The following is a 24695-nucleotide window of genomic DNA, read 5'->3' on the forward strand; positions in this document are numbered from 1 at the left end:
TTGAGCCAGGCCTAAGCCTCAGCAACAACACCAATCAAATGTGAGAGGGGGCTTGCTCCCGATTGCGGTTACTCAGTTACAGACTCATTGACTGATACACCGCTATCGGGAGCAAGCCCCCCTCCCACATGTTGAACTGCACCAGGCTTGGAATTACTGCTGGTTCTGACCCAGAATCAAACGACCTTCTTTGTCGACTGGAATCTGGCCGCCGGGATCACGGTCCATGCGCACCGAACCTTCCTTGCCATCGAGGTTGTAACGCACGTCATACCCGACAACCTTGTCGCTGATGTCGTTCACGGTATTACAACGAGTCTGCGTGGTGGTGTAGGTATCACGGTTCTGCATGCCTTCCTGAACCTTGTTACCGGCGTAGCCCCCACCGACTGCACCCGCTACAGTCGCCAGCTTCTTACCGTTACCGCCACCGATCTGGTTGCCCAGCAAGCCACCTGCAAGGGCGCCCACGACGGTACCGGCGATTTGATGTTGATCCTGCACCGGACGCTGCCGGGTCACTGCGACATCCTTACAGACTTCGCGAGGGGTCTTGATCTGGGTTTTCACCGGCTGCACTGCCAGCACTTGCGCATACTCAGGGCCGCTTTTTACCAGGCTGTAGGTGGCAACAGCACCCCCGGCAGTCACACCGACAGCACCCAATACCGCACCAACCAGTAACGACTTGTTCACGTTGAACCTCCTGACCATCACAAACGGATCGAAAGATCCGCGCTATACCCAGCCTTGGAGCAAAAAAAAAGGCGCGAGTTCAATACTCGCGCCTTTCTTGTTACAGCCGATCAACAACCACCCATCAAGGGCGGTCGTCGACCTCCTTGCCAGTGCTGGCCGGAGGGATCAAGTCTTCGCTGTTGAGGTTCAGCCAGATCAGCACCACGTTCGCGATATAGATCGACGAGTAGGTCCCCGCCAGAACACCGATAAACAGCGCCAGGGAGAAGCCCCACAGATTGTCGCCACCAAAGATCATCAGCGCAGCAATCGCCAGCAAGGTGGAGATCGAGGTCGCCATGGTCCGCAGCAGGGTCTGGGTGGTGGAGATGTTGATGTTCTCGATCAACGTCGCCTTGCGCAGTACGCGGAAGTTCTCGCGAACCCGGTCGAAGACCACGATGGTGTCGTTGAGGGAGTAACCAATGATCGCCAGCACAGCCGCCAGCACCGTCAGGTCGAAGGTGATCTGGAAGTAGGCCAGGATGCCCACGGTCACGATCACGTCGTGGATCAGCGACACAATGGCGCCGACACCGAACTTCCACTGAAAGCGGAAAGCCAGGTAGATCATGATACCGACCAGCGCCATCAGCATGCCGAGGCCGCCCTGGTCGCGCAGCTCTTCACCGACCTGCGGCCCCACGAACTCGACACGCTTGACCGACGCCGGGTTGTCGCCGCCCACTTTTTGCAAGGCTTCGGCTACCTGGTGACCCAGTTGCGGGTCTTCGCCAGGCATGCGCACCAGGAGGTCGGTGGTCGCACCAAAGCTTTGCACGATGGCCTCGTGATAACCGGCCTTGACCAGTTCGTTGCGCACCAGGGTAACGTCGGCCGGCTTCTCATAGGTCAGCTCGATAAGCGTACCGCCGGTGAAGTCCAGACCGTAGTTCAGACCCTTATGGAACCAGCTGAACAACGCCAGAACGGTAAGGAGCACAGTGGCGCCGAACGCAATGTTGCGAACGCCCATGAAGTTGATTGTACGTAACATGGCAGCCCCTTAAATCCACAACTTCTTGAAGTCACGTCCGCCAAAGATCAGGTTGACCATTGCGCGGGTCACCATGATGGCCGTGAACATCGAGGTAAAGATACCGAGGGACATGGTCACCGCAAAACCTTTGACCGGGCCTGTGCCCATGGCAAAGAGAATCCCGCCGACCAACAGGGTGGTCAGGTTGGAGTCGAGGATCGCGGTAAATGCCCGGCCGAAGCCTTCGTTGATAGCACGCTGCACGGTCATGCCCGCCGCGATTTCCTCACGAATCCGCGAGAAGATCAGCACGTTGGCGTCCACCGCCATACCCATGGTGAGCACGATACCGGCGATACCCGGAAGGGTCAGCGTAGCGCCCAGCAGCGACATCAGGGCCAGCAGCATCACCATGTTGCCCGCCAGGGCCACGGTGGCGATGACGCCGAAGAAGCGGTAGATAGCGATGATGAACAGCGAGACGAACAGCATGCCCCACAGCGCGGCATCCACACCCTTGGTGATGTTGTCGGCGCCCAGGCTCGGGCCGATGGTGCGCTCTTCCGCGAAGTACATCGGCGCAGCCAGGCCACCGGCACGCAGCAGCAGGGCCAGCTCCGAGGATTCACCCTGACCGTTCAGGCCAGTGATGCGGAATTGAGCACCCAGCGGCGACTGGATGGTCGCGAGGCTGATGATCTTTTTCTCTTCCTTGAAGGTTTGTACCGGCACGTCTTTCTCGACGCCGTTGACCATTTGCTTGGTGTAAGTAGTAACAGGACGCTGCTCGATGAAGATCACCGCCATGCTGCGACCGACGTTGCTGCGCGTGGCGCGGCTCATCAGTTCGCCGCCGTGACCATCCAGACGGATGTTCACCTCAGGGGTACCGTGCTCGCCGAAACCCGCCTTGGCATCGGTCACCTGGTCACCGGTGATGATCAGGCCACGCTCGATAAGCGCTGGAGGACGGTTGCCTTCGCGGAACTCGAATTCCTCGGACGTCGCGCGGGAAGCCCCCGGCTCGGCCGCCAGGCGGAACTCCAGGTTGGCAGTCTTGCCGAGGATACGCTTGGCTTCAGCCGTGTCCTGCACGCCCGGCAGCTCGACCACAATACGGTTTGCGCCTTGGCGCTGCACGATCGGCTCGGCCACACCCAGCTCGTTGACCCGGTTGCGTACCGTGGTCAAGTTCTGCTTGATGGAGTATTCGCGGATCTCCGCGATCTTGGCCGGGCTCATCGCCAAACGCAGTACCGCCTGACCATTCAGGTCGGCGGGTACGATGTCGAAATCATTGAAGTTTTTGCGGATCAGCGCACGGGCCTGTTCGCGGGAGGCTTCGTCAGTAAAGCCCAGCTGGATGGCGCCGTTAAGCTGCGGCAGGCTGCGATAACGCAACTTCTCTTTGCGCAGCAGGCTCTTCACGTCGCCTTCATAGACTTTCAGGCGGGCGTCTAGGGCCTTGTCCATGTCCACTTCCAGCAGGAAGTGCACACCACCGGACAAGTCCAGACCCAGTTTCATCGGGTGCGCGCCAATGCTGCGCAGCCATTGTGGCGTGGTTTGTGCCAGGTTTAACGCGACAACGTAGTCGTCACCCATGGCCTTGCGCACGACATCTTTGGCCGGCAATTGGTCTTCTTGCTTGGTCAGGCGCAACAAACCGCCCTTCGAACCAGCTGCCAAGGTTGCCGCTTTAACCTGGATACCTGCGTCGTTGAGCGCTTTGCTCGCACGCTCCAGGTCAGCCTGATTGACCTGCAGCGAAGTGCTGGCGCCAGAGATCTGGATCGCAGGGTCATCAGGATAGAGATTGGGAGCGGAATAAATAAAACCGATCGCCAGCACCGCCAGGATCAGTACGTATTTCCACAGAGGGTATTTGTTCAGCATCACGCCGCCCGCTTATAACGCGGGGCGCCTTGCGCGCCCCGTCGATTGGTAAAGGTTGTTACTTAGATCGCTTTGAGCGTGCCTTTTGGCAGCGTGGCGGCGATGGCGCCCTTCTGGAACTTCATTTCTACGGTGTCGGAGACTTCCAATACCACGAAAGCATCGGAAACCTTGGTGATTTTGCCGGCGATACCGCCAGTGGTCACCACTTCGTCACCTTTCTGCAGGCTGCCCAGCAGGTTTTTCTGCTCTTTGGCACGCTTGGCCTGGGGGCGCCAGATCATCAGATAGAAGATGACCAGGAAGCCGACCAGGAAAATCCACTCGAAACCACCGCCCATAGGGCCGGCAGCAGCAGGTGCGGCGGCGTCGGCCATGGCGTTAGAGATAAAAAAGCTCATTTAGCACTCCAGTTGCAAATAGTGAATCTTAGGGTCGGAAAACTCAGCCCAAGGGCGGCACAGGCAGCCCGCGCTTGGCATAGAAGGCATCGACGAAGGCGGCCAATGTACCCTGTTGAATAGCCTCGCGCAAACCAGCCATCAGGACTTGGTAATGACGCAAATTGTGGATGGTATTCAACATGCTACCCAGCATTTCCCCGCACTTGTCCAGATGGTGCAGATAGGCACGGGAGAAGTTCTGGCAGGTGTAGCAATCACAGGTGGGATCCAGCGGCGAATCATCATGGCGATGGAACGCGTTACGGATCTTGAGCACGCCTGTATCAATGAACAGATGCCCATTGCGGGCATTACGGGTTGGCATCACGCAATCGAACATGTCCACACCGCGGCGCACACCCTCTACGAGATCTTCCGGTTTGCCAACGCCCATAAGGTAACGAGGTTTGTCAGCGGGCATCAGGCCCGGCAGGTAATCCAGCACCTTGATCATCTCGTGCTTTGGCTCGCCTACCGACAAACCGCCGATGGCCAGGCCGTCGAAACCGATCTTGTCGAGGCCTTCGAGCGAGCGCTTGCGCAGGCTTTCATGCATGCCGCCCTGCACGATACCGAATAACGCGGCGGTGTTGTCACCGTGGGCGTTCTTCGAACGCTGGGCCCAACGCAACGACAGCTCCATGGAGATCCGCGCCACGTCTTCATCGGCTGGGTACGGCGTACATTCGTCAAAGATCATCACGATGTCGGAGCCCAGGTCACGCTGTACCTGCATTGACTCTTCCGGCCCCATGAACACCTTCGAGCCGTCCACCGGCGAGGCGAAGGTCACGCCCTCCTCCTTGATCTTGCGCATGGCACCCAGGCTGAACACCTGGAAACCACCAGAATCAGTGAGGATAGGACCTTGCCATTTCATGAAGTCATGCAGGTCGCCATGCTTCTTGATCACTTCCGTACCAGGACGCAGCCACAGGTGAAAGGTATTGCCCAGGATGATCTCGGCACCGGTGGCGACGATGTCGCGCGGCAGCATGCCCTTGACGGTGCCATAGGTGCCGACTGGCATGAACGCCGGGGTTTCCACAGTGCCGCGCGGGAAGGTCAGGCGTCCCCGACGGGCTTTGCCGTCGGTGGCGAGCAATTCAAACGACATACGACTCATAGTTGTTCCTCTGGGCCGCGTGGCGCCGGGTTGCGGGTGATAAACATCGCATCACCGTAACTGAAAAAACGGTACCCGTTATCGATGGCTGCTTGATAGGCGGCCATGGTTTCCGGGTAACCGGCAAATGCCGACACCAGCATCAATAGCGTGGATTCCGGCAAGTGGAAGTTGGTCACCAGGCAATCGACCACATGGAACGGCCTGCCCGGAAAAATGAAAATATCGGTGTCGCCACTGAACGGCTTGAGCACGCCATCACGTGCCGCACTCTCCAGGGAGCGCACACTGGTCGTACCCACCGCCACCACTCGACCTCCACGCGCCTTGCACGCTTGAACGGCATCCACGACGTCTTGGCTGACCTCCAGCCATTCGCTGTGCATATGATGGTCTTCGATGTTATCCACACGCACCGGCTGAAACGTACCGGCCCCCACGTGCAGAGTCACATAGGCGGTCTCGACGCCCTTGGCGGCAATCGCATCCAGCAGCGGTTGATCGAAATGCAGGCCGGCAGTCGGCGCGGCCACCGCACCGAGGCGCTGCGAGTAGACCGTCTGATAGCGCTCACGATCCGAGTCTTCATCGGGGCGATCGATGTAAGGAGGCAGCGGCATATGACCCACGCGCTCCAACAAGGGCAGCACTTCTTCGGCGAACTTGAGCTCGAACAACGCGTCATGGCGCGCCACCATCTCGGCCTCACCACCGCCGTCGATCAGGATGATCGACCCCGGCTTAGGCGATTTGCTGGAGCGCACATGCGCAAGTACGCGATGGGTATCCAGCACCCGCTCCACCAGAATCTCCAGTTTGCCACCGGATGCTTTCTGGCCAAACAGACGCGCCGGAATCACCCGGGTATTGTTGAATACCATCAAGTCGCCCGGCCGCAAATGCTCAAGCAAATCAGTGAATTGACGGTGTACGAGGGCACCGCTGACCCCGTCCAGGGTCAGCAGTCGACTGGCGCGACGCTCGGCCAAAGGGTGGCGAGCAATCAGCGAATCAGGCAGTTCAAAAGTAAAGTCAGCAACGCGCATGATGGGGTTCGTCTAGCAGGGCCGGGAAGTCTAGCGGAAATAGTGAAAATAGACCATGAAACGTGATTGACCAACGGTAATCTCATCTCTATACTTCGCCGCCATTGAGCCCTGATGGCGGAATTGGTAGACGCGGCGGATTCAAAATCCGTTTTCGAAAGGAGTGGGAGTTCGAGTCTCCCTCGGGGCACCATATAGCAGTATCTGAAAGTCTCTACCAGACTCTCAGCACCAAAGAAACCGGCCACTTGAGCCGGTTTTTTTGTGTCTGGCTATCTACCTCTGTATCCCCTTATCCGTTGTATCCCTGTATCCCTGCTTGTATCCTGAGAAAAATACCGAACTTTGGGATACAAGGATGAAGCGCGCAGATATCAAGCGCCGCCCTCTCGCAGACACAACGCTTGCAGGGCTGGAGCCGGAGTCAAAGGAATACCGGGAGCTAGATGGAAACGGCCTCTACTTCAGGGTCAAACCTGATGGTGGTAAATCCTGGCAGCTACGCTACAAACGTCCGGCAGGCAATTGGGCTTGGATGGGGCTCGGGGGTTACCCAGAGGTCAGTGGTGCGCTGGCAAGAGACAAAGCTGCCGATCTACGCAAAGTAGTGAGTAGCGGTGCCGATCCGCTTGAGCAGAAACGATCCGCTAAAGCTGCAATCGATGCGGCCAAAGCCCGAACTTTTAGAGCTGCTGCTGAAGCTTGGCTCAAGGCCAAGGAAGAAAAGGGCCTCGCCCCCTCCACCCTTCACAAAATCCGCACTTACCTCGACAAGGACATACTCCCCGCATTGGGAGACAAGCCCCTCGACGAAATCACCCGTACCGACTGTGCAGATCTCCAGGCATCCCTCGAAGCCAGAGACGCTCATAACGTGGCGGAAAAGTGCCGCACCTGGATCAACCAAATCTTCGGCCGAGCGATTGGTTTAGGACTCACCGAAAACGATCCAGGTAGCCGACTTCGCGATATTGCCGCGCAGGCACCCAAGACTCAGCAGCATCCACACTTGCTGGAGCCTGAATTGGCTGAGTTCCTCCAAGCACTCAAAAACACTCCGAGCAGACTGACGGCACGCACCGCCGCATGGCTTTGTATCTGGACGGCTTCCCGACCAGGCATGGTCCGCTTGGCTGAATGGAAAGAGTTCGACCTTGAGAAGGCAATTTGGACGACGCCTGCTGCCAAAATGAAGATGCGCCGAGACTTTGTATGCCCCCTCCCCCATCAAGCAGTTACAACTTTGAGGGATCTGCACAGCTTAACGGGGCGGAGTCGTTGGCTTTTCCCCGGTGTGGGAGCGAAGAACCCAACCATCAGCGAAAACACAATCAACAAAGTCTTCGCAACCATCGGCTACAAAGGTCGTCTCGTAGGCCACGGCACTCGACACACCGCGAGCACGTTACTTAGAGAGCACGGCTGGCCGAAGGAACACGTTGAAGCGCAGTTGGCTCACAAAGAGGAAGGCATCTCGGGGGTATACAACAAGGCCCAATACTTTGAGCAACGCGTAAAAATGATGCAATGGTACGCCGATCACCTTGATTCCCTAGAGGCCGGAAATGTAGTGCAAGGTCAATTTGGGAAGGTCGTGTGAAGCCGTCAACCCTATACCCCCTCAAAAATCGTGTTACGGGTGTTACGGGTGTTACGAAAACCAATAAACCATTGTATTTATTGAATATATTCAGCGTTACACGCGCTGAAAAACTTGTGAGCAGCACGTGTTACATGGAGGAGTCGTGTTACAGAACGGCCACACCCGTGACCCTGCTGGCATCGGCGTTTTTATCCGCAAATCGCTGCGTTAGCCCACTGACCTCGGGGCGTCGGGAAGACCTAAATGGACATTGAGCGAGGCATCGAGGCAGAGGAGCTAGAAATTGCAGGCGTCGACGTAACGTGTCTGGTGTGGGATCAGGACGAAGTCGAGATTGCCGTTCGCAATCTTGTGCTGTTTCCGCAGTTCAAAGAACACTTCAAAGATGCCTTCGATCTGATCAGCACCGCTACATCGTTTTGGCTTGAGGACGGCTCCTATGCTCCGTGCGCAGAGTCGGTAACAAGAACCCTTTATCGACTTCGCGATGCAATTAGCGAGCATGCCAGTTATGCAGAGGCAGGATCATTGCCTAGTGTCATTCGACGGTTTCTTGGGGTCAGTCATTCCGCAGCAGATTCACAGATTGTGGCGACCTATGCCCTGGTACTTGCAACGCAGGCGGTTGAGACACTCGCAAATTGGCTGTTCGACCTTGAGCTCACCACTTACGGCATTGATGCAGACCTGATAGTGCAGCTGAAACATGACTCACCACGCCAGTACCTTGCCCTGATTGAAAAAGAGCGGGACCGCAGTAGCGGAAACGAAATCCGAGCACGAGAAGACTTCGCTACGTTATTAGGAGAGGCGAATCAGGCACTGTTGATGGCGAGTCTTTATCGCCAAGTGGAGCTGATGGATGTGTTTAAAAAAGGATTCAACACATCAAGCCTGATGCATCGAATTCTCGACGACGCTCTTTCGACAAAGGCAACAAGAAGGGGCCAGGAAGCCGGCAAGGGGAACCGAGACCCCAGCTCAAAAATACAGACCGACACAATGGATAGACGAGCAAGAATTAAGGCGGCTGCTGAGCAAATCATTAACGGTCGGAAAATTGAAATGCGAAATCTGACCGATGCTGAACTGACCAATATCCTGTCCAAACGGGAAGGCCTCGGCACAAAAAAAACCATTCGAGAGCATTTGACCGCCCTGGGCCTTAGGCCTCTGAAATAAAAGGGAGCGGACACAGTCCACTCTCCCTCCCCTGCGTAGCGTATGACCCGTTGTCTCAATTAACAAAGGGTTAGCTCGCTATGACTACCGTATTAAAAGCAATTCCCTCGCATGACCCCTCAATGACCCTCATCCGCATGCCCGAGGTCATTTCAATCGTAGGGCTCGCACGCCCGACTATCTACAAGCTGATGCGTCAACCTGAAAGCGGATTCCCGTTGCCGGTAAAGCTGAGTAACAGCAATGCCCGAAGCGCTCCGGTTGCGTGGGTATTGGGGGAAGTTCAGGCATGGACACGGGCACGCATCGCTGCCCGCGATCAGGTGGCAGCATGAAAAATCGAGTCGCCAACGGGGCCGTCCTGCAGCCCTTTTCTGTACTCAGAAAAGTGGGTTTCTCATCACGCGGTATGCAGCGTTTTGAACGTTACCGCACGGAGCAAAAACGCCTTAACCGGGACGTCATGGTGATGCGATGGAGAGATGGCATCTGGTGCGCATTGTCAGTTCCCTGCCAAGCCCCCCAAGCAATCATCGTCGACGAAGGCCAACAAATCGACGCCTACGAAGATGCACGCGCCTGCCTCGAAAGCGACTTCTTGCCCTTTGTTTCCCTGCGTTGGGAAGTCCATGCCTGAAATGAAAACGCCCCCGGCGGCAACCGGAGGCGTTGAGGTAAATCTACATGCCTGATCAATTTATGCCGCATCGAAAAAATCCGCAAGTGATCCGCACAGTTGCACTTTCAAAAAACGGGCGTTACTCTCTGAACGTCGCTGCAAATTCAGCGACCGGGTTTGGCGACCCGAGTTTAAGAAGGCGCATAGGCGCCCCCATTAAGATTGCAGGCGCTTTTTTTGTGTCCGCATTCCTGCTTTATGGCGGCTGTGCGCGGGAGACCTTCGGGTCTGCCGGGTTCCTTCTTACCCGGTTCGCCAACCTGCGCACAGCTGCCACCCTAATTCGTTTGGCGACGAACTGTGGCAGTTCCCACTTAAGAAGGAGCTCCACACATGCACGCCCTCAATCCGTCCAAAATTCGTGCTGCTGCTCATCGAGCAATGGCTCTCGCCGCGTTACATGCCAACTCCAGCCTCGCTACACGCCTCTCCCGTTACAACGCCCATATGTCAAAAGCTCGCGCCTTGGAAGCCGCTGGGGGTGCCCAATGAGCATGCTCCCAGGCTTCTCACTGCCCGAGGATCTGCTCTGCGTCAGCCAGGACGCTGAAGCCGGTATTCCCATCGATGCCATCACCTGCGCCCTCGACCGTGCCGATTCAGTCCTGATGCTGCTGGAAGATCATTTAGACGGCGATAAACCCGTACTCTCCAACCGCGTGCTGTCATCCGTTATTTGGGACGTGCGCGGCACCTTGGGTCTGATCAAAACACTCGCCTTGTACGGTGACGCCTCCTCTGTGCCAATGGGCCAGAAAGGCGGTGCCCTGTGAACACTGCCACTACTCTTGGGCGTGCCGAGTTCTCGTGTGCCAACGACACCCACCAGAAATTATTTCGGGTGAATGCAGGCGTGCCGCTTGAGGATGCGCTTGAAGCAATTTCACTGTTTCAGCACTACGCCAATCAACTGACTCTCGATGCCGCCATGAGTGACGAAGGCGAGCGTTTCAGTTGGCCGGCGTTCTACCTGGGCGAGATGGCTAAAGCGCTGATAGATGACGTGAACGATGCGCTGTGTGCAGCGAGTAAAGCGCCATGACCCCGCGCACCGGCAACACCTCAAAACGCCCCAGCTTTGCCGACGTAAAAAGCGCCGCTCTTACGAACATCGATCGTGTACTTGCTCACTGGCTGCCAAACGGCAAACGTGTCGACGGCGGCAAGGAATACACAGCACCAAACCCTACCCGCTCTGACAAACGTGCGGGCTCACTCAAGGTCAATTTGAGCAAAGGCACCTGGGCGGACTTTGCCACTGGCGATAAGGGCGGAGACCTGATCGATTTGGTGCGTTACATCGACGGCGGCACGGACGTTGAGGCCTGCAAAAAGCTGTCGGATCTGCTCAGTGTTTCCGCTGACTCCGCGACAACCAAAAGCGCACCGGCCAAGAGCGCAACGCCGGAGTGGATCGCGATTCAACCGATCCCGGCCGAGGCCATGAACAAGTGCCCAGCCAAACACCGGCAACACGGAGTTCCGTCCAAGGTGTGGATCTATCGCGATGCACAGAGCCAACCGGTCATGGCGCTGTATCGCTTCGACTTGGGCCCAGATGAGGACGGCAAACCGCGAAAGGTCTTTGCGCCGTTGACCTGGTGCAAACGTTCCGATGGGCAAACCACACAATGGCGCTGGCAAGGATTGCTGGAGCCTCGGCCACTGCTGCGCCTGGATGAGCTGGCACAGCGGGCCGATGCGCCTGTGGCGCTATGTGAAGGCGAGAAGGCTGCTGATGCCGCCGCTGAACTGATGCCCGACCATGTAGCCACGTGCTGGCCGAACGGCTCCAACTCTTGGCACAAGGCCGACCTGACGCCACTCAAAGGGCGCACGGTGGTGCTATGGCCGGATAACGATGCCAGCGGCAAGACCTGCATGGACGCCATCGAGCTCAAGCTGATTGAGCTGGGCGTCGCTTCGGTACAACGAGTCTCGCTCGACGTGTTCAAGCTCAAGCCCAGCAGCAAAGGCGGAAAGCCCACGCTCATCAAGGGTGGAAAATGTGCAGACGGCGACGATGCAGCGGATGCGTTAGCCAAAGGCTGGACCGCTGCCCACGTCGCCGAGCTGGTGCGCAGCGGTGAGTTTTTCGGCAGTGCCGCTAAGCCAACTGAACCTCAACAACCGATGGCCAAGGCGCCCGCCAAACGTCCTGCGAAATCAAAAAATGACCTGTTGCCGGGCGGCTTTCGCCTGACGCCTGAGGGGGTGTTTTATTCCGGCGACGATGGTGAGGCGCGCCCCGTGTGCTCGCCTCTGGAAATCATCGCCCGTACTCGCGACGACAAGGGCCACAACTGGGGCTTATTGGTCGAGTTCGACGACCCGGACGGCGCCAAAAAACGCTGGAACATTCCGGCACGAACCATGACCGGCGACTTCGGCAAGGATGTACTCGGGCCGCTGGTCGACATGGGCCTGCGCCTCGCGGGAAGCCGGTCTGGACGTAACGCACGCAATGATCTGCAGAGTTACCTCGGTGGCTTCGACAGCGCCCAGCGCGCACGTCTGGTAACGCGCCTGGGTTGGCACGACAACGCCTTCCTTCTACCCGAACAACAGATCGGCTCACACTCCGAGCACCTGCATTTTTATGAAGCCGGTGCCCAACTGCCACCGATCAGCGAGGCCGGCTCTCTGGAGCAATGGCAGCAGCAAATCGGCGCGCTGTGCGTTGGTAATCACCGCTTGGCGTTTGTCGTCTCTGTGGCCTTTGCTGGGCCTCTGCTGAACATGCTTGGGCATGAGTCGGGCGGCTTCCACCTCTACGGCGACAGTTCCGGAGGTAAGACCACCCACCTGCAAGTTGCTGCATCGGTTTATGGCGGGCCGCGTTTGGTGCGTTCGTGGCGCTCGACAGATAACGCCCTGGAGTCCATCGCCGCTGCACACTCAGACGGTCTCCTGTTGCTGGATGAAATCGGCATGTGCGACCCGCGCATTATTGGCGAGACGGTCTACATGCTCGGCAACGGCACCGGTAAGGCCCGAGCGAATGATCGAGGACAAGCGGGCCGACAGGTGCAGGAGTGGCGCTTGCTGTTTCTCTCGACCGGCGAGAAGACGTTGGCGCAGCACATGGCGGATGCCAACAAGGAGCTGAAAGCGGGTATGGAGGTGCGCATGCTTGCGGTGCCAGCCGATGCGAGCAAAGGTCTCGGCATGTTCGATGTGCTGAACGGTTTTGAGGATGCTGCTGCCCTCTCCGATGCGCTAAAGGCCCGTGTAGCCAAATACTACGGCACTCCCCTCACCGCTTTCCTGCACGCACTGTGTGCGCCAGGAGAAATGCTCAGATGGACGGTGATCATTCGCCGCACAGTAGAGCAGTTCATCACCCAAAACCTGCCTGCATCGGCCAGTGGTCAAGCGCAGCGTGCCGCACTTCGTTTTGGCCTCGCAGCAGCGGCCGGAGAGTTGGCTACCGCTTTTGGCGTCACCGGCTGGCCGGACGGCACAGCCACTACCGCGGCACGGGTTTGTCTGCATGCGTGGCTGGCCGAACGCGGCGGCGCCGGTAACTTCGAGGGCGATGCGATCCTGGCGCGATTGCGCCAGGTCATCGAGCGCTTTGGAGAAAGCCGCTTCACCCGCTGGGAATCTGCCGCCGCCAAGATCGACGAGCACGGCCCACGCACGATTGATCGGTTGGGTTTTCGCAAGACCATGGAACACGGCATGGGCGATGCCCTGCACACCACCAATACCTACTATGTGCTGCCTGAAGCCTGGAGGGCCGAAATCTTCAAGGGCATGAACATCAGTGCGGTGAACAAGGAGTTGCTGCAACGGGGCGTGCTTGAGCCGGGAAGTGACGGCAAGGCGTATAGCTTGATTCGCCTGCCCGGGTTAGGACCTCAACGCTGCTATGTGGTGAAGACAGTTCCCGGAACGGATGAAAGCGAGGCCAAAGCCGCCTGACGGCCTGCCTACTGATCGAGGTAGCGCCGGCTCATTCCCGGCCTCGCCAGCCGTTCAACAACCATCCCTATCAACCGCGATACCCAGAGACAATACAGATGAACACTATCCAAGAACTGAAAGACCGCCGCGACACACTGACCCTCGAAATGGAGAGCATACAGCGCGACCTGGCTCCCTTCGAAGAGGCGCTGGAAAGCCCAGAGGTCATCCAGCAGGGCCGTCAACGGGCCGTGCAGGATGAAATCAACGATCACAAAAGACGCATCGACTCGCGAAACCTCGAGATCAGCAAACTGAACCAGAAGATTGATCGCCTTGAGACATTGGCGAACCGTGAGAGCTTGGCTGCGGGCTATCTCAGCGATATGGCGAACTGGAAAGCTGACGAGATGGAACTCAACGAAAAGCGCAGCAGCATCGAGACCCGGTTGCAGCAGGTCCGTCAAAACGCTCAGGAAGACATGGCAAAGGCCCGACAAGCTGAAACGGACGCTGCCACCGCTTATGCGCAGGCCGTCGCCTGGGGCGATGTGGAGGGCGAGAAAGCAGCTAACGCAGAAGCTCAAAAGGCAGCAAAGAACCTAACCGCCGCGGCTGAGCATCACCGCCGCCAACAACTGCTCATCACCGCCCTAGAGCAGGAGCTGATGACGATTGATCTGCATATTACAGAGGCACAAAAAGAACGCGCCAAGATCGAGAACCAAGCGGCACATCTGGCGAACACAGTACTAGAAGAAAAGTGGAACGAGGCTGCGAAAGAGCTGCTAGAAACCGGCGGCAAGCTGTGGGCAGCACGCAACCTGATTAGCCGTGACCCTGTTGCACTGATGAAACTGGATATCCCTGAACAGGGGGAGCACTTTGGAAGCTGGACTTGGCGAGAACTCATAGATCGATCGCGCCAACACAGTCTCATTGACCTACTGGCGGCCTAACCTGAACCCTCCCCGAAGCAACCGGCGAGGGTCGGCTGCTTCGGGCCAACCATCGGTCTAACCATGAATAAACCACCACAGAACAGTGCTCAGATGCCTGATTACCTAAAGGCCCGAAAGCTGCATTTGAACGGGATAATTGTCGGCATGGCTGGCATGAAGAAGCTCAATGTAAAAGCAAATAAAAGCACTCGAATCGAGACGCTTACGATTGATGCAATCAAGGCAGAGCTTGCCTTCATTGACCTCCAACTCAAAAGAAAAGGTGACTGATTAAGTGGCGGAAGCTTAATCAACTTTCGCTTCGCTAGATCCTCACATTACGAAACAAGCCTCCAGATTTTTCTGGCTTCTGATTTTTGGCGGCTGTGGGCTTAGGACCGCTTTCGGCCAAAAGCAGTCGTTCACGGGAGGCGGCTCTCGACCCACAGCAGTAATCTCGCATTGATTTAAAGCAATGCCTCCTGCCCATCCTAAAATCGTGATGGCAGTTCATTTCCGGCCTGGGCATCCGAAAAGACCTCATCTGGATCTGCCTGACACCAATATCTGAAAAGTAGGCGAGGCTCGATATTTCCGAAATATTGATCCACGATGCTCTCGGGGCGCACGACCAATTTAGGTTCTGGCCATTGCTGGGCTAAAACACCTAATGGTTTGCCAGATGAATAAACAACCCAAGTGGCCTTGCCTCCACTGATACGAGGTAGGTAGTCCATATCTTGTATCACTTCGATCAAGGTGCGCAGTGTTGCTGATTGATCGAATGTGATCGATATTGCATGACTTTCCAGATCATCTCCCGCATGAACGCTATCTCGATCAACGGCAACTACCAACATGACTGCTCCTTTTAGTGGTGTGCTTTCACCAGATCGATCAGCGTAGAGACATCAGCGGCTAACTGTCGAGTGCGCTTCTAGCCGAAACCTGCCGTACCAGGCTACCGCTTTCGGCAAGAAGTGGCCATTCTCCTCAAAATCGGCGGCATCTCGATCTACGCTAAACAAGGCAATAATGCCGTCGTACTTATTAAGCCGCGATCGGCAACAATTCATTTTTTTGCGCCAGCGATCTTGATAAACGCTCTAGCCATCGATGTTCTTCAGTGCCTGAACTAACTAAAAATCATGCTTTTCATCAAATAGTTTGCTCATAAAGCTTTCAGGGTTAGCAAAGTAACTTTTCATAATTAGGTAGTTTTCAGTTTCTGAATATTCCTTCTCTACCAATCCACTATTGGTAAACTCCCAAATTCTGGCGCCCGGGTAAGCAATTAAAATTGGTGAGTGAGTTGCAATTATGAACTGCGAATTTTGTTTTGCGAGTTCCGCTATACGTACCAGCAGAGATAATTGGCGTTGGGGAGATAGCGCAGATTCAGGCTCGTCTAGTAAATACAATCCGTTTCCTCCGAATCGATGTAAAATCAGATCCATAAAAGCCTCCCCATGAGACCTCGTATGAAGATCGTTTCCCCCGTATGAGTCCTTAATAGCTGGCCCGCCAGGTCCGCAATCCAACTTATTCATCTCTGTAATTACATTATAAAAACTTTCTGCGCGATAAAAATAGCCATCTCGAGGTCGCTTTGCTGTGCGTGACAAGCGCAATGCCTTGGACAGTAAGGATTTTTCATCGCTGGAAGAAAACTTGAAATTCTTACTGCCTCCCTCATGATTAAAGCCACATGAAACTGCAATAGCCTCTAAGAGGGTTGACTTACCGCTACCGTTTTCTCCAACGAAAAAATTTATCACGGGATGAAGCTCGATTTTGCTAATTGATTGAATTGAAGGCAAATAGAAGGGGAAATTATTCCCTTCTCTATAGTTCTCTAAGATTTCAATTCTCTTAATGTAAGGCATTAACTTCCTGGCTTTATTTATCTTATTTAATGGTTATAGTTATATGTGTGATACTTAGGGTAATTATAAATAGTCTTTCTGTAGTTTGGCTCTTTTTTATAAGCACTAGATATGCCCGACATAAAAATAAACCATTCTTGGCTCGCGCCGCAGTTGCGGCGCTGTTTCGGCCAAACTTCTAATTTGCAATTTATCGTCTATTGACGGCGTTTGCTCAACGGTCTCCGTATATTTTATTCAATTTCAGATTATGGTTCTTATTGCAGAGTTCGGCTTTAGCGATCCAATCATTGATGCTCCAGTTTTACACTGCGTTCGGGGAAATTATCGAGTCAGGTGGGCACCAATGCGTTCGGCTAGCATGATAGTAGTAAGATTTGTCGCCACCGATGGGATATCCGGGATGATAGAGGCATCCACAACACGCAGTGCCGCGATACCTCGCACCGCGCCCCAATTGTTGACTACGGCGGCCTTGTCACCGTCCGCGCCCATCGGCACGCTCGACGTGGGGTGCTGATAGCCGGCGACATTGTTTACGATGTTTTGTCGCAAAGCCTTGCCTTCAAGTACGCTGCTACCCGGTGTCATTTCATGGTCAACCAAGTCAGCAAACGGTGCACTGCGGCCAATCTTGCGAGACAGTTCTACAGCTTCGACCATGCGATCCAAGTCATTTTCCTGTTCAAAAAAGTTGTACCGAATGTTCGGCGCAACTCGGGGGTCACGGCTGGTCAAGCGTACGCTACCGTTGGATTTAGGTAATGTGACGGCGCATGCCAGCACTATCGCACCGCCGGTAGGGCTTGCCTTTGGGTCGATCAGGTGTGTACCGGAGATATGTAAGTCCAGATCGTCCGGTGCGGCGTGTTGCGAACGAGTCCAGGCGATGGCGCCGCCGGCTGGGGTCATAGCAATTGCGGAGGTCTTCAGCGCGTAGACGTTGAAGAAAAACGGATGTTCTTGCAACCGTTCACCTACCGGTAGATCAGCGACGGTGGCGATTCCCATCTCGCGAAGATGGCCTTGTGGGCCGATACCGGAGCGTAGCAGGATAGCGGGGCTGCCTATGGCACCGGCCGACAAGATTACTTCGCCGGCTGGAACTATCTCGCCGTCTACTAGCAATACACCTATGGCGCGTTCTCGTTCTATCAGGACGCGGTCGGCTTCAGCGTGGCCGCGGATAGTGAGGTTGGCGCGAGCCCGCACGTCTGCACTCAGGTAAGCCATGCCGGTATTGATTCGGGTGCCGTTGATGACATTCAACGGGTAGGGACCTACGCCGTGCTGGCGCGCGCCGTTGAAGTCATCCACGAGCGGCAGTCCAACTGACTCGGCAGCCGCCACGAAAGCACGCATTGAGATAGTATTCTGCGCAGCAGTGCGCTGACGCACTGGAAATGGGCCGGTACGGCCATGCCATGCATCTTCGCCAGTTGGCGTGTTTTCCATCGCTCGGTAGGCGGACAGCACTTCCGGCCAAGCCCAACCTTCGATTCCGCGTCCGGCCCAGCGCGCAAAGTCGGCAGGACGCGCACGCATCGCCACAGCAGCATTGACCGCGGAGCTACCACCGATCACTCGGCCGCGTGGGATGGCTATGTCGTGACCTATCCGAGCTGAGTCGTCACTATGGTAATGCCAGTCGTATTCGGGAGAGGCGGCAACTAGGTCGGCGTTCGTCAGCACTGCTGGATACCGGTCGGGCGCAAAGTCGGGACCTGCGTCGAGCAGCAGCACACTGCGCAGCGGGTCGGCACTGAGACGTGCTGCAAGGACGGCACCGGCAGATCCACCACCGACGATCACCACGTCAAACTGCTTGCCAGTCCGAGGGGTCTCTTTAGTTTTACTGGAGCTGCGCGTTGCACTAGAGGCAAACGTAGCAGCGCCTGCCGTCATTGCAACCAGCACTGCCTGTGCTCCCAAAGCTATCGCGCCGCGTCGTGTGATTGTCAAAGTCATAGATTCCAGATCAGGTATCGTTAGTGCCGTCGAGGATGAGAGGCAAGAAACCATGGTAGGAACGCGTACCTGACCCAGCAAGACGGGGTTTCTGGAATCTGTGTCCGGTGGAATGGACGTCGAGAACTCCCCCTATCTTCGGCGCCTACCCGCTCGGTAGTGCCGCCGTAGTTGCTGTATTCGGTAAAAAAATGTGCTGTATTCACGGAGAAGCCGCTGCAACGATTTGCCCAGCGTATTAAGGATGGCTTTACAGCTAGAGGATCTTGGGAAACTCCGAAGCCAAGTGATCCAAGAAAACACGTACTGACGGCAGTAATCCTTTGCGGGAAGGTACCAGTGCAGTGATCCTGGCATCGCCAGCTATCCATTCGGGCAGAACTCGATGAAGCTCACCACGCGCAACGGCCGCCCGCGCGATGTAACTCGGCAGGGCCACAATCCCAAGCCCGCTGATAGCTGCATGTTGCAGGCTGAGCATGTCCTCGCTTTGCAGCCGCGGCATGATGGGCACAGCAATTTCTTCGATCGATAAAGTGACATGGCGCAACCGCCAGTTCATGGGGGCATTAGCTCGCGCAAAGAAAATCGAGGCGTGGCTGCTTAGCTCCGCTGGCGTGGCCGGTGCGCCATGTTCGGCCAGATAGCTTGATCCGGCGAACAGAAACCAGGGAGCGACCCCGAGCATGCGCTGGACAAGATCGGAGTCCGGCAATGGAGCCTCATGCGCCCGGATGGCGACGTCGTAATTTTCGCCAACAATATCGATGGTTCGATCGGCTGCATGAGCGACCATATTGATCTTGGGATAGACACGAAGGAAGTCAGCGATCATGCCCGCCATGGCGAAATTCATGGTCGCGACTCCAGCGGTACACCGGATGGTCCCGACGGGCTCCAACAACCGCTGACGCACTGACATTTCTGCCATCTCCGCTTCTCGCAGCGCGGCCAGCGCGTGCTGGTAAAACTCTTCTCCTGCCTCGGTCATACCGAAGCGACGCGACGTTCGGCTGAGCAAACGCACACCTAATTCGCCCTCCAATTGTTGCATGCGGTGGCTAAGCGTTGACTTGGGCATACCGGTACTTGCAACTGCGGCAGTAAACCCACCGCGATCGACCACATTGACAAAAATAAACAGATCGTTCAGGTCCAGCCGATTCACGTATGGCCCAATCATAGGAAGGCAATTTTTAATCTTGAAGAGTTCCAAGGGTACCGTCTAGAACTATGTGGTTATTTGGCAATGTTTCGCTGGGAAGGAGCGTCCAATGAGCGGGAAGTTGAATCTGGCCAAACCGGCTTGTTGGGGGGAGGCCCAATACCTAACATCCGGTGAATAGCCAAACCCCGGAGCAGAGAATGAAATCAATAAACGGCAAAGTCGTCCTCGTTACTGGTGCCTCATCGGGATTGGGGCGCGAGTTAGTGCATCAACTGCTGGAAAAAGGTGCGCTAGTCGCAGCCACCTTTCGCAAGCAAGAAGAAGTGGATTTCTATAACGGTAAACATGCTGCGCAGGGCATGGGCGTTTTGGTAGACGTGACAGACGATGTGGCGGTCAAAACGGGTGTGGCCCAGGTGCTGGCTCACTTTGGCCGTATCGACATTGTCGCCAACTGTGCGGGTGCTGGCACAGTGGGTGCAGTTGAAGAAATGACGGATCGAGAAGCGCGGCGTGTATTCGATCTGAATTTCTTTGGCGGCCTGAACATCATTCGCGCTGTAACCCCTGCGATGCGCGAGCAGCGCAGCGGGCACATCATTCAATTCTCCGCAATCGGTGGCTTCATTGGCTACCCGGGCATGGGCGTGTACTCGGCCGCGAAGGGCGCTACTGACATCCTGGGTGAAGCACTGGCAGGTGAACTTGCACCCTTTAACATCGCCACGACTGTGTTGACCATCGGTGTATTCGAGACCCAATTTGCGGGTCGCTCACTGGCTTACGTCGAGCAAAAAATCGATGACTATGAAGGCACACCCGTCGGTAAGTTCCGTGTAGCTATAGGTGGTCTGCAAGGTAAGCAGCCGAATGTTCCAGGAAAAGGGGCTTTGGCGATTATCAACCTGATGGAGGCGGATCATCCACCCGTACACGCGGCCTTGGGTGCCGATGCGATGGGCGGAATGCGTGCAAAAATGGCCAAAGTCGAGCAGGAACTTGTCCAGTGGCAGGGCAACGCAACCTCTACAGAACGCAGCATCAACGGAATCTGATTATGCGAATGACCAACAAAGTTGTACTGATTACCGGCGCATCGCGCGGGCTCGGATTATCCCTGGCGCGTCGTTTTGCCAGAGAGGGGGCGTCCGTTGCGTTGACGTACAACACTGACGCTGCTGCAGCCGACCGAAATGTCGAGGCGCTCGTTGCTGAGGGCGCTCAAGCAATGGCCATCGGGGGAGACATCAGCGACCCGGACGCTGTCAAAGCCATATTCGCAGCAGTGCTGGCTCGATTTGGGCGCATCGATATTGTCGTGGCCAATGCCGGGCGGGAGCTTATCGACACACCGATCACGGAAATCGATAACGCGATGTTCGAGGCTGTCACCAAAACCAATGTGTTTGGCACCTTCTATACGCTTCGCGAAAGTGCGCGCCATGTTACCGATGGTGGACGCATCATCGTGATTTCGTCCACTACGACGATCGTACCGAACGCAGGCTTCACCGCGTATGCCGGAAGCAAAGCCGCCGGCCGGCTTTACGTTGAATGTCTCGCGCAGGAAATGGGCAAGCGTAACGTCACGGTGAACGGTGTGGTACCGGGGCCGCTACGTGACGCCGGTGTCATCGCAAACCTTCAGGAAAATGACTATCAGGCATTGGCACAGTTGTCGCCATTTGCGCGCTTGGGCTCTGTCGCCGATGTCGAAGGCGCCGTGCTTTTCCTGGCAAGTGACGATGCAGCTTGGATTTCCGGTCATCACCTGGTTGTCAACGGCGCCGCCAAAGTATAGGGCAGACCCACATGACCAGGCGGTGGGGCAGTCCTCATCGTTCGGCCACCGTTCGACGTCCGTTTTTTTGTTCTTTTCAAATTGATTACCCCCTTTAAAGCCACTTAAATCAAGGTCCCATCATGTCGCCTAAAAAGATTGCCGTCATTGTCGGCAGCCTGCGCAAAGAGTCGTTGAACCGCCTATTTGCTCAAGAAGTAATCGCGCTTGCGCCACCGAGCCTTTTATTAGAAATAGTCGAGATCAATGAACTGAATCTGTTTAACCAAGACTTGGAAGAAAACGGTAAGAGTGCCCCTGAAGCCTGGACTCGTTTTCGCCAAAATATGGCGTCGAAAGATGGAGTACTGTTTTTCACTCCCGAATACAACAGGTCAGTTCCTGGTGTATTGAAGAACGCCATTGATATTGGTTCTCGCCCTTACGGCGAGTCTGTGTGGGCAGGCAAACCCGCAGCTATCGTAAGCGTATCGCCCGGTGCCAGCGGCGGCTTCGGTGCTAACCATCATTTACGTCAGTCTATGGTATTTCTGGACATGCCACTTTTGCAGCAGCCGGAAGCGTATATCGGTGGGGCGACAAGGCTACTGGGGCCAGGCGGAAATTTGAATGACGACGGAACTACTCAGTTCTTGAAAAAATTCATTGACGCCTTTGCTGCATGGGTCGAAATCAATACCGCCAAGTCAACGGGTTTAATCTAGGGTGCTAGAAACTCTCTGCTTTGGCTGATCTAAGGCGTTGTATGAGTCGTCTCAGGTTTCACGTACGGCCTTAGTGTCCGCTAATGGCCGGTAGCGGCCCTTCTAAGTGAAAGCCCCTAGTTCGATGACACACGCCGTAATCATCACAAACAGCTCCTCCCAAGGCGTTCATTGATGTAACACCTATTTGCCATGTAACACGCATATCGGCAAATCAGCCACAGCTGTGTAACACCACAAAAACCCTTTAAAGTCATATACTTATAAAACAATGTAACACGCGTAACACCCGTAACACGGTTTTATTAGGGTATCCCCCTAGCCCCATTAGTATTGCTCCTCCAGCGAAGCGATGTGGGTCATGCTCTTAGCTTTGGTTCGGTTGTGGGGACCCTGGAGCACTCTTGAAGGTACGGGGTAGGAAACCCGCGTGATCGTGTCAGCAGAAAGGTGCCCAGCTTAGTGAACAGGTGAACCGGGTGAACTGCTGTTCACCAGTGCATTTGCCCAATGAATAGGAAAGCCACTGGGGACCCTGGGCATTTCGGATAGACACGGGGCATAGCACCCGCCGGATCTCGTTAGTGGCTGGGCTCCAAAGTTAGTTGACTGGTTGACCGAGTTGACCAGGCCAATCGTTCACTATCCTGAACGAAACCCATGACCGTTACAGATCCGGTAAGGATGCACTTTTCTCTTCAAGATCCTTTCAATTTCAACGTTGAAATTTCAGTAAGCTGGTGCGGCTGCCGCTACCACGATCCCGCGGGTTTCATGCCCCGTGTTGGATGCTTATTGCCAGGGGCCCCCGGTCTTTCAGCCTGAGAAGTGATATCGAAGTGATCGATCGTAGCCTGCATCCAGTACTGTCACTGGACAGGTAGACTCCTAGGCCTTAGCGTGGGATCAATGTCTGCGAACTGTCGTAGCGCGTACGAAGGATAGGAAGCCTATGTTTAATCACTTCGATCCAAAACTCTTTTCAGATCCAAATTTCAAGGAAGACTCTGTTCGCGAGGTGATCATCACGCCGATGCTTTCTCGATTGGGCTACCACCCAATCGGTACCCAAACGGTCGTAAGAAGCAAGACCTTAACTCAACCTTTTATCTATGTGGGAACTCGAAAGCATTCGGTGACAATCATCCCGGACTACACCCTCTACCATCAAGAACGACCAATCTTAGTACTTGATGCCAAAAGCCCTACTGAAAATGTCACGTCGACCGCTCACATACAGCAAGCCTACAGTTACGCCATCCATCCAGAGGTCCGAGTCAACCACTTTGCACTCTGTAACGGGAAAAGGCTTGCGGTTTACACCGTAGAAAGTCCTAAGCCAATCCTTGATATTCCCTTCGAGGAATTTGAATCACGCTGGGAAGACATTGAAAAACATCTTGCCCCCAAATACCTTTTGCGGCCGGAACTACGAAATTTTGCGCCTGACTTTGGTTTTGCGGTTTCTCGCCTGGGGCTGGCGGCAAACTCGGAACTCATCATGATCGGCGTCCGTCTCGGGATGTTCGCTAAGCAATCTGCAGACCTCTATACTGTGACAGTAAACACTGAGTTTGCTGGTATAAATCATTGCGTTAGCTTCGACTTTAAACCCGAGCTATTAACACATTTGGTTGCAGGTCTTCCGGGCGGCCTCCGAGACCAGTTCTTGACGGCTCTGTCTCATGCCCCATTTAAAGCCGGAGCTGACCTTTGCGTTGAGGTAGATCTTAGGACACACCTGGGTGACCCGATTGAAGTGGAAAATGAAACGTTCGTTCCTCTCATAATCGACGATGTTCTTGGCGCTCGCTTCAATCCGACTCCTCCGAAATCGGCAGCCACGGATATCCCGCCCTACATTTTTCGATTAAGTAAAGTCATCAAAATCGGCACGACCGATCAAGACCCTGCATGAGATTACGTCAGGCGCGAGGTTGAAGCATCTGGATGTAGCTAACAGCTATGACCGTGTATCCCAGCGTGTATCCCCAGCTGTATAATTCGCCTGCAAGCCAAGTGTTATATGGAACCCTCTAGTCTCCCTCGGGCACCATCTTAAAGAAAGACCTTGAATTTCAAGGTCTTTTTTTTCGCCTGAAGAAAAGTGCCAGTCTCTCTCCGGGAGCCTGGAGGGCGCCCAGAAAGCAAGTAGCAGCCTCCAACCCCATGGAGCTGTAACGGCGATCAAAACCCTGTGAGGCGCTCTACAGGCCGCTGGAGCCTTATTCGCGAACCAGCCACTTGGCGCAACTGCTGTACAGCGGAACGACCGGGGGCTGAAGTTCGGAAGGTGTGTTGACTGGACGCTTACAGAGAGTTCGACGCCGTCCGAATTGGAGTAGCTCGCGTGTATCAGGGAGTAGGCGAATACCAGGGAGTTAGGTTAAGCACGCAGAAATAGATCGACACTTTCCGAGCGCCCAAAACAAAACCCCACCTGCTTTCGCAAATGGGGTTTCGGAATTTAATCTTGACGATGACCTACTCTCACATGGGGAAACCCCACACTACCATCGGCGATGCATCGTTTCACTTCTGAGTTCGGGATGGGATCAGGTGGTTCCAATGCTCTATGGTCGTCAAGAAATTCGGGTACTGAGTCGTGACCTGATGGCCTCGCTTC

The 24695-nt window shown here is 55.3% G+C and carries 23 protein-coding genes, 1 tRNA gene and 1 rRNA gene; 14 read left to right on the plus strand and 11 right to left on the minus strand.

Features of this window, described 5'->3' with window-relative positions; translation table 11 throughout:
* Positions 1-153: 153 nt before the first annotated feature.
* The 6 genes from PSH66_RS24195 to queA form a co-directional block, all read right to left on the minus strand.
* Positions 154-696, minus strand: coding sequence for a glycine zipper 2TM domain-containing protein (locus tag PSH66_RS24195; RefSeq protein WP_003175972.1), 543 nt, complete (start codon positions 694-696; stop codon positions 154-156).
* A gap of 124 nt (positions 697-820) precedes the next feature.
* Complete coding sequence (gene secF / locus PSH66_RS24200; protein ID WP_003175973.1) at positions 821-1735, minus strand: protein translocase subunit SecF; 915 nt, start codon at positions 1733-1735, stop codon at positions 821-823.
* 9 nt (positions 1736-1744) lie between these two features.
* A complete protein-coding gene (secD, locus tag PSH66_RS24205) occupies positions 1745-3613 on the minus strand; it encodes a protein translocase subunit SecD (RefSeq protein WP_078825985.1) in 1869 nt (622 codons plus the stop codon).
* Positions 3614-3675: 62 nt separating this feature from the next.
* Positions 3676-4014 (minus strand): preprotein translocase subunit YajC, encoded by a 339-nt coding sequence (gene yajC / locus PSH66_RS24210; protein ID WP_003175975.1) that lies wholly within the window; start codon positions 4012-4014, stop codon positions 3676-3678.
* 43 nt (positions 4015-4057) lie between these two features.
* Positions 4058-5173 (minus strand): tRNA guanosine(34) transglycosylase Tgt, encoded by a 1116-nt coding sequence (tgt, locus tag PSH66_RS24215; protein WP_305429649.1) that lies wholly within the window; start codon positions 5171-5173, stop codon positions 4058-4060.
* A 5-nt stretch (positions 5174-5178) separates the two neighbouring features.
* A complete protein-coding gene (gene queA, locus PSH66_RS24220; protein WP_305427769.1) occupies positions 5179-6228 on the minus strand; it encodes a tRNA preQ1(34) S-adenosylmethionine ribosyltransferase-isomerase QueA in 1050 nt (349 codons plus the stop codon).
* A gap of 108 nt (positions 6229-6336) precedes the next feature.
* Between queA and PSH66_RS24225 the strand changes: the two genes are divergently transcribed.
* The 10 genes from PSH66_RS24225 (at position 6337) to PSH66_RS24270 (ending at position 14833) form a co-directional block, all read left to right on the plus strand.
* Positions 6337-6421 (plus strand) — tRNA-Leu (locus PSH66_RS24225).
* Positions 6422-6586: 165 nt separating this feature from the next.
* A complete protein-coding gene (locus PSH66_RS24230; protein ID WP_305427770.1) occupies positions 6587-7828 on the plus strand; it encodes a tyrosine-type recombinase/integrase in 1242 nt (413 codons plus the stop codon).
* A 246-nt stretch (positions 7829-8074) separates the two neighbouring features.
* Positions 8075-9013 carry a hypothetical protein gene (locus tag PSH66_RS24235; RefSeq protein WP_305427771.1) on the plus strand — a complete coding sequence of 313 codons (939 nt, stop codon included), beginning with the start codon at positions 8075-8077 and terminating at the stop codon, positions 9011-9013.
* Positions 9014-9093: 80 nt separating this feature from the next.
* The gene (locus PSH66_RS24240) at positions 9094-9348 is read left to right on the plus strand and encodes an AlpA family transcriptional regulator (RefSeq protein ID WP_026078127.1); all 255 of its coding nucleotides are present in this window, start codon (positions 9094-9096) and stop codon (positions 9346-9348) included.
* Positions 9345-9650, plus strand: coding sequence for a hypothetical protein (locus tag PSH66_RS24245; protein ID WP_223495100.1), 306 nt, complete (start codon positions 9345-9347; stop codon positions 9648-9650). The genes PSH66_RS24240 and PSH66_RS24245 overlap by 4 nt, the downstream gene beginning before the upstream one ends.
* A gap of 530 nt (positions 9651-10180) precedes the next feature.
* Complete coding sequence (locus PSH66_RS24250) at positions 10181-10465, plus strand: hypothetical protein (RefSeq protein ID WP_003175982.1); 285 nt, start codon at positions 10181-10183, stop codon at positions 10463-10465.
* A complete protein-coding gene (locus PSH66_RS24255; RefSeq protein ID WP_305427772.1) occupies positions 10462-10734 on the plus strand; it encodes a DUF3077 domain-containing protein in 273 nt (90 codons plus the stop codon). The genes PSH66_RS24250 and PSH66_RS24255 overlap by 4 nt, the downstream gene beginning before the upstream one ends.
* On the plus strand, positions 10731-13619 hold the full coding sequence (locus PSH66_RS24260; RefSeq protein WP_305427773.1) for a DUF927 domain-containing protein: 2889 nt from the start codon (positions 10731-10733) through the stop codon (positions 13617-13619). The genes PSH66_RS24255 and PSH66_RS24260 overlap by 4 nt, the downstream gene beginning before the upstream one ends.
* 98 nt (positions 13620-13717) lie before the next feature.
* On the plus strand, positions 13718-14560 hold the full coding sequence (locus PSH66_RS24265; protein ID WP_305427774.1) for a chromosome segregation protein SMC: 843 nt from the start codon (positions 13718-13720) through the stop codon (positions 14558-14560).
* A 63-nt stretch (positions 14561-14623) separates the two neighbouring features.
* Entirely contained in the window at positions 14624-14833 is a 210-nt protein-coding gene (locus PSH66_RS24270) for a hypothetical protein (RefSeq protein ID WP_305427775.1), read from the plus strand.
* A gap of 200 nt (positions 14834-15033) precedes the next feature.
* Here the strand turns inward: PSH66_RS24270 and PSH66_RS24275 are convergent, their stop codons facing one another.
* From PSH66_RS24275 to PSH66_RS24290, 4 genes are all read right to left on the minus strand, one after another.
* The gene (locus PSH66_RS24275; protein ID WP_082463679.1) at positions 15034-15402 is read right to left on the minus strand and encodes a hypothetical protein; all 369 of its coding nucleotides are present in this window, start codon (positions 15400-15402) and stop codon (positions 15034-15036) included.
* A gap of 279 nt (positions 15403-15681) precedes the next feature.
* The gene (locus PSH66_RS24280; protein WP_305427776.1) at positions 15682-16428 is read right to left on the minus strand and encodes an AAA family ATPase; all 747 of its coding nucleotides are present in this window, start codon (positions 16426-16428) and stop codon (positions 15682-15684) included.
* Positions 16429-16752: 324 nt separating this feature from the next.
* The gene (locus PSH66_RS24285) at positions 16753-18396 is read right to left on the minus strand and encodes a GMC family oxidoreductase (protein ID WP_056861409.1); all 1644 of its coding nucleotides are present in this window, start codon (positions 18394-18396) and stop codon (positions 16753-16755) included.
* Between the two features lie 256 nt (positions 18397-18652).
* The gene (locus PSH66_RS24290; protein ID WP_234010441.1) at positions 18653-19612 is read right to left on the minus strand and encodes a LysR substrate-binding domain-containing protein; all 960 of its coding nucleotides are present in this window, start codon (positions 19610-19612) and stop codon (positions 18653-18655) included.
* 149 nt (positions 19613-19761) lie between these two features.
* On the opposite strand from PSH66_RS24290, the gene PSH66_RS24295 reads away from it, so the two are divergent.
* The 4 genes from PSH66_RS24295 (at position 19762) to PSH66_RS24310 (ending at position 23987) form a co-directional block, all read left to right on the plus strand.
* Positions 19762-20619: an SDR family NAD(P)-dependent oxidoreductase gene (locus PSH66_RS24295; protein WP_305427777.1), complete on the plus strand. Its 858-nt coding sequence runs from the start codon at positions 19762-19764 to the stop codon at positions 20617-20619.
* Between the two features lie 8 nt (positions 20620-20627).
* Positions 20628-21365, plus strand: coding sequence for an SDR family NAD(P)-dependent oxidoreductase (locus PSH66_RS24300; RefSeq protein ID WP_305427778.1), 738 nt, complete (start codon positions 20628-20630; stop codon positions 21363-21365).
* A gap of 122 nt (positions 21366-21487) precedes the next feature.
* Positions 21488-22069 (plus strand): NADPH-dependent FMN reductase, encoded by a 582-nt coding sequence (locus tag PSH66_RS24305; RefSeq protein ID WP_065883890.1) that lies wholly within the window; start codon positions 21488-21490, stop codon positions 22067-22069.
* 952 nt (positions 22070-23021) lie between these two features.
* Positions 23022-23987 (plus strand): type I restriction enzyme HsdR N-terminal domain-containing protein, encoded by a 966-nt coding sequence (locus PSH66_RS24310; protein WP_305427779.1) that lies wholly within the window; start codon positions 23022-23024, stop codon positions 23985-23987.
* Between the two features lie 553 nt (positions 23988-24540).
* On the opposite strand, the gene rrf is transcribed toward PSH66_RS24310, so the two are convergent.
* Positions 24541-24656, minus strand: a 5S ribosomal RNA gene (gene rrf, locus PSH66_RS24315).
* Positions 24657-24695 lie beyond the last annotated feature (39 nt).

The organism is Pseudomonas sp. FP597, assembly GCF_030687435.1.
Taxonomy (GTDB): Bacteria; Pseudomonadota; Gammaproteobacteria; order Pseudomonadales; family Pseudomonadaceae; genus Aquipseudomonas; species Aquipseudomonas lactucae.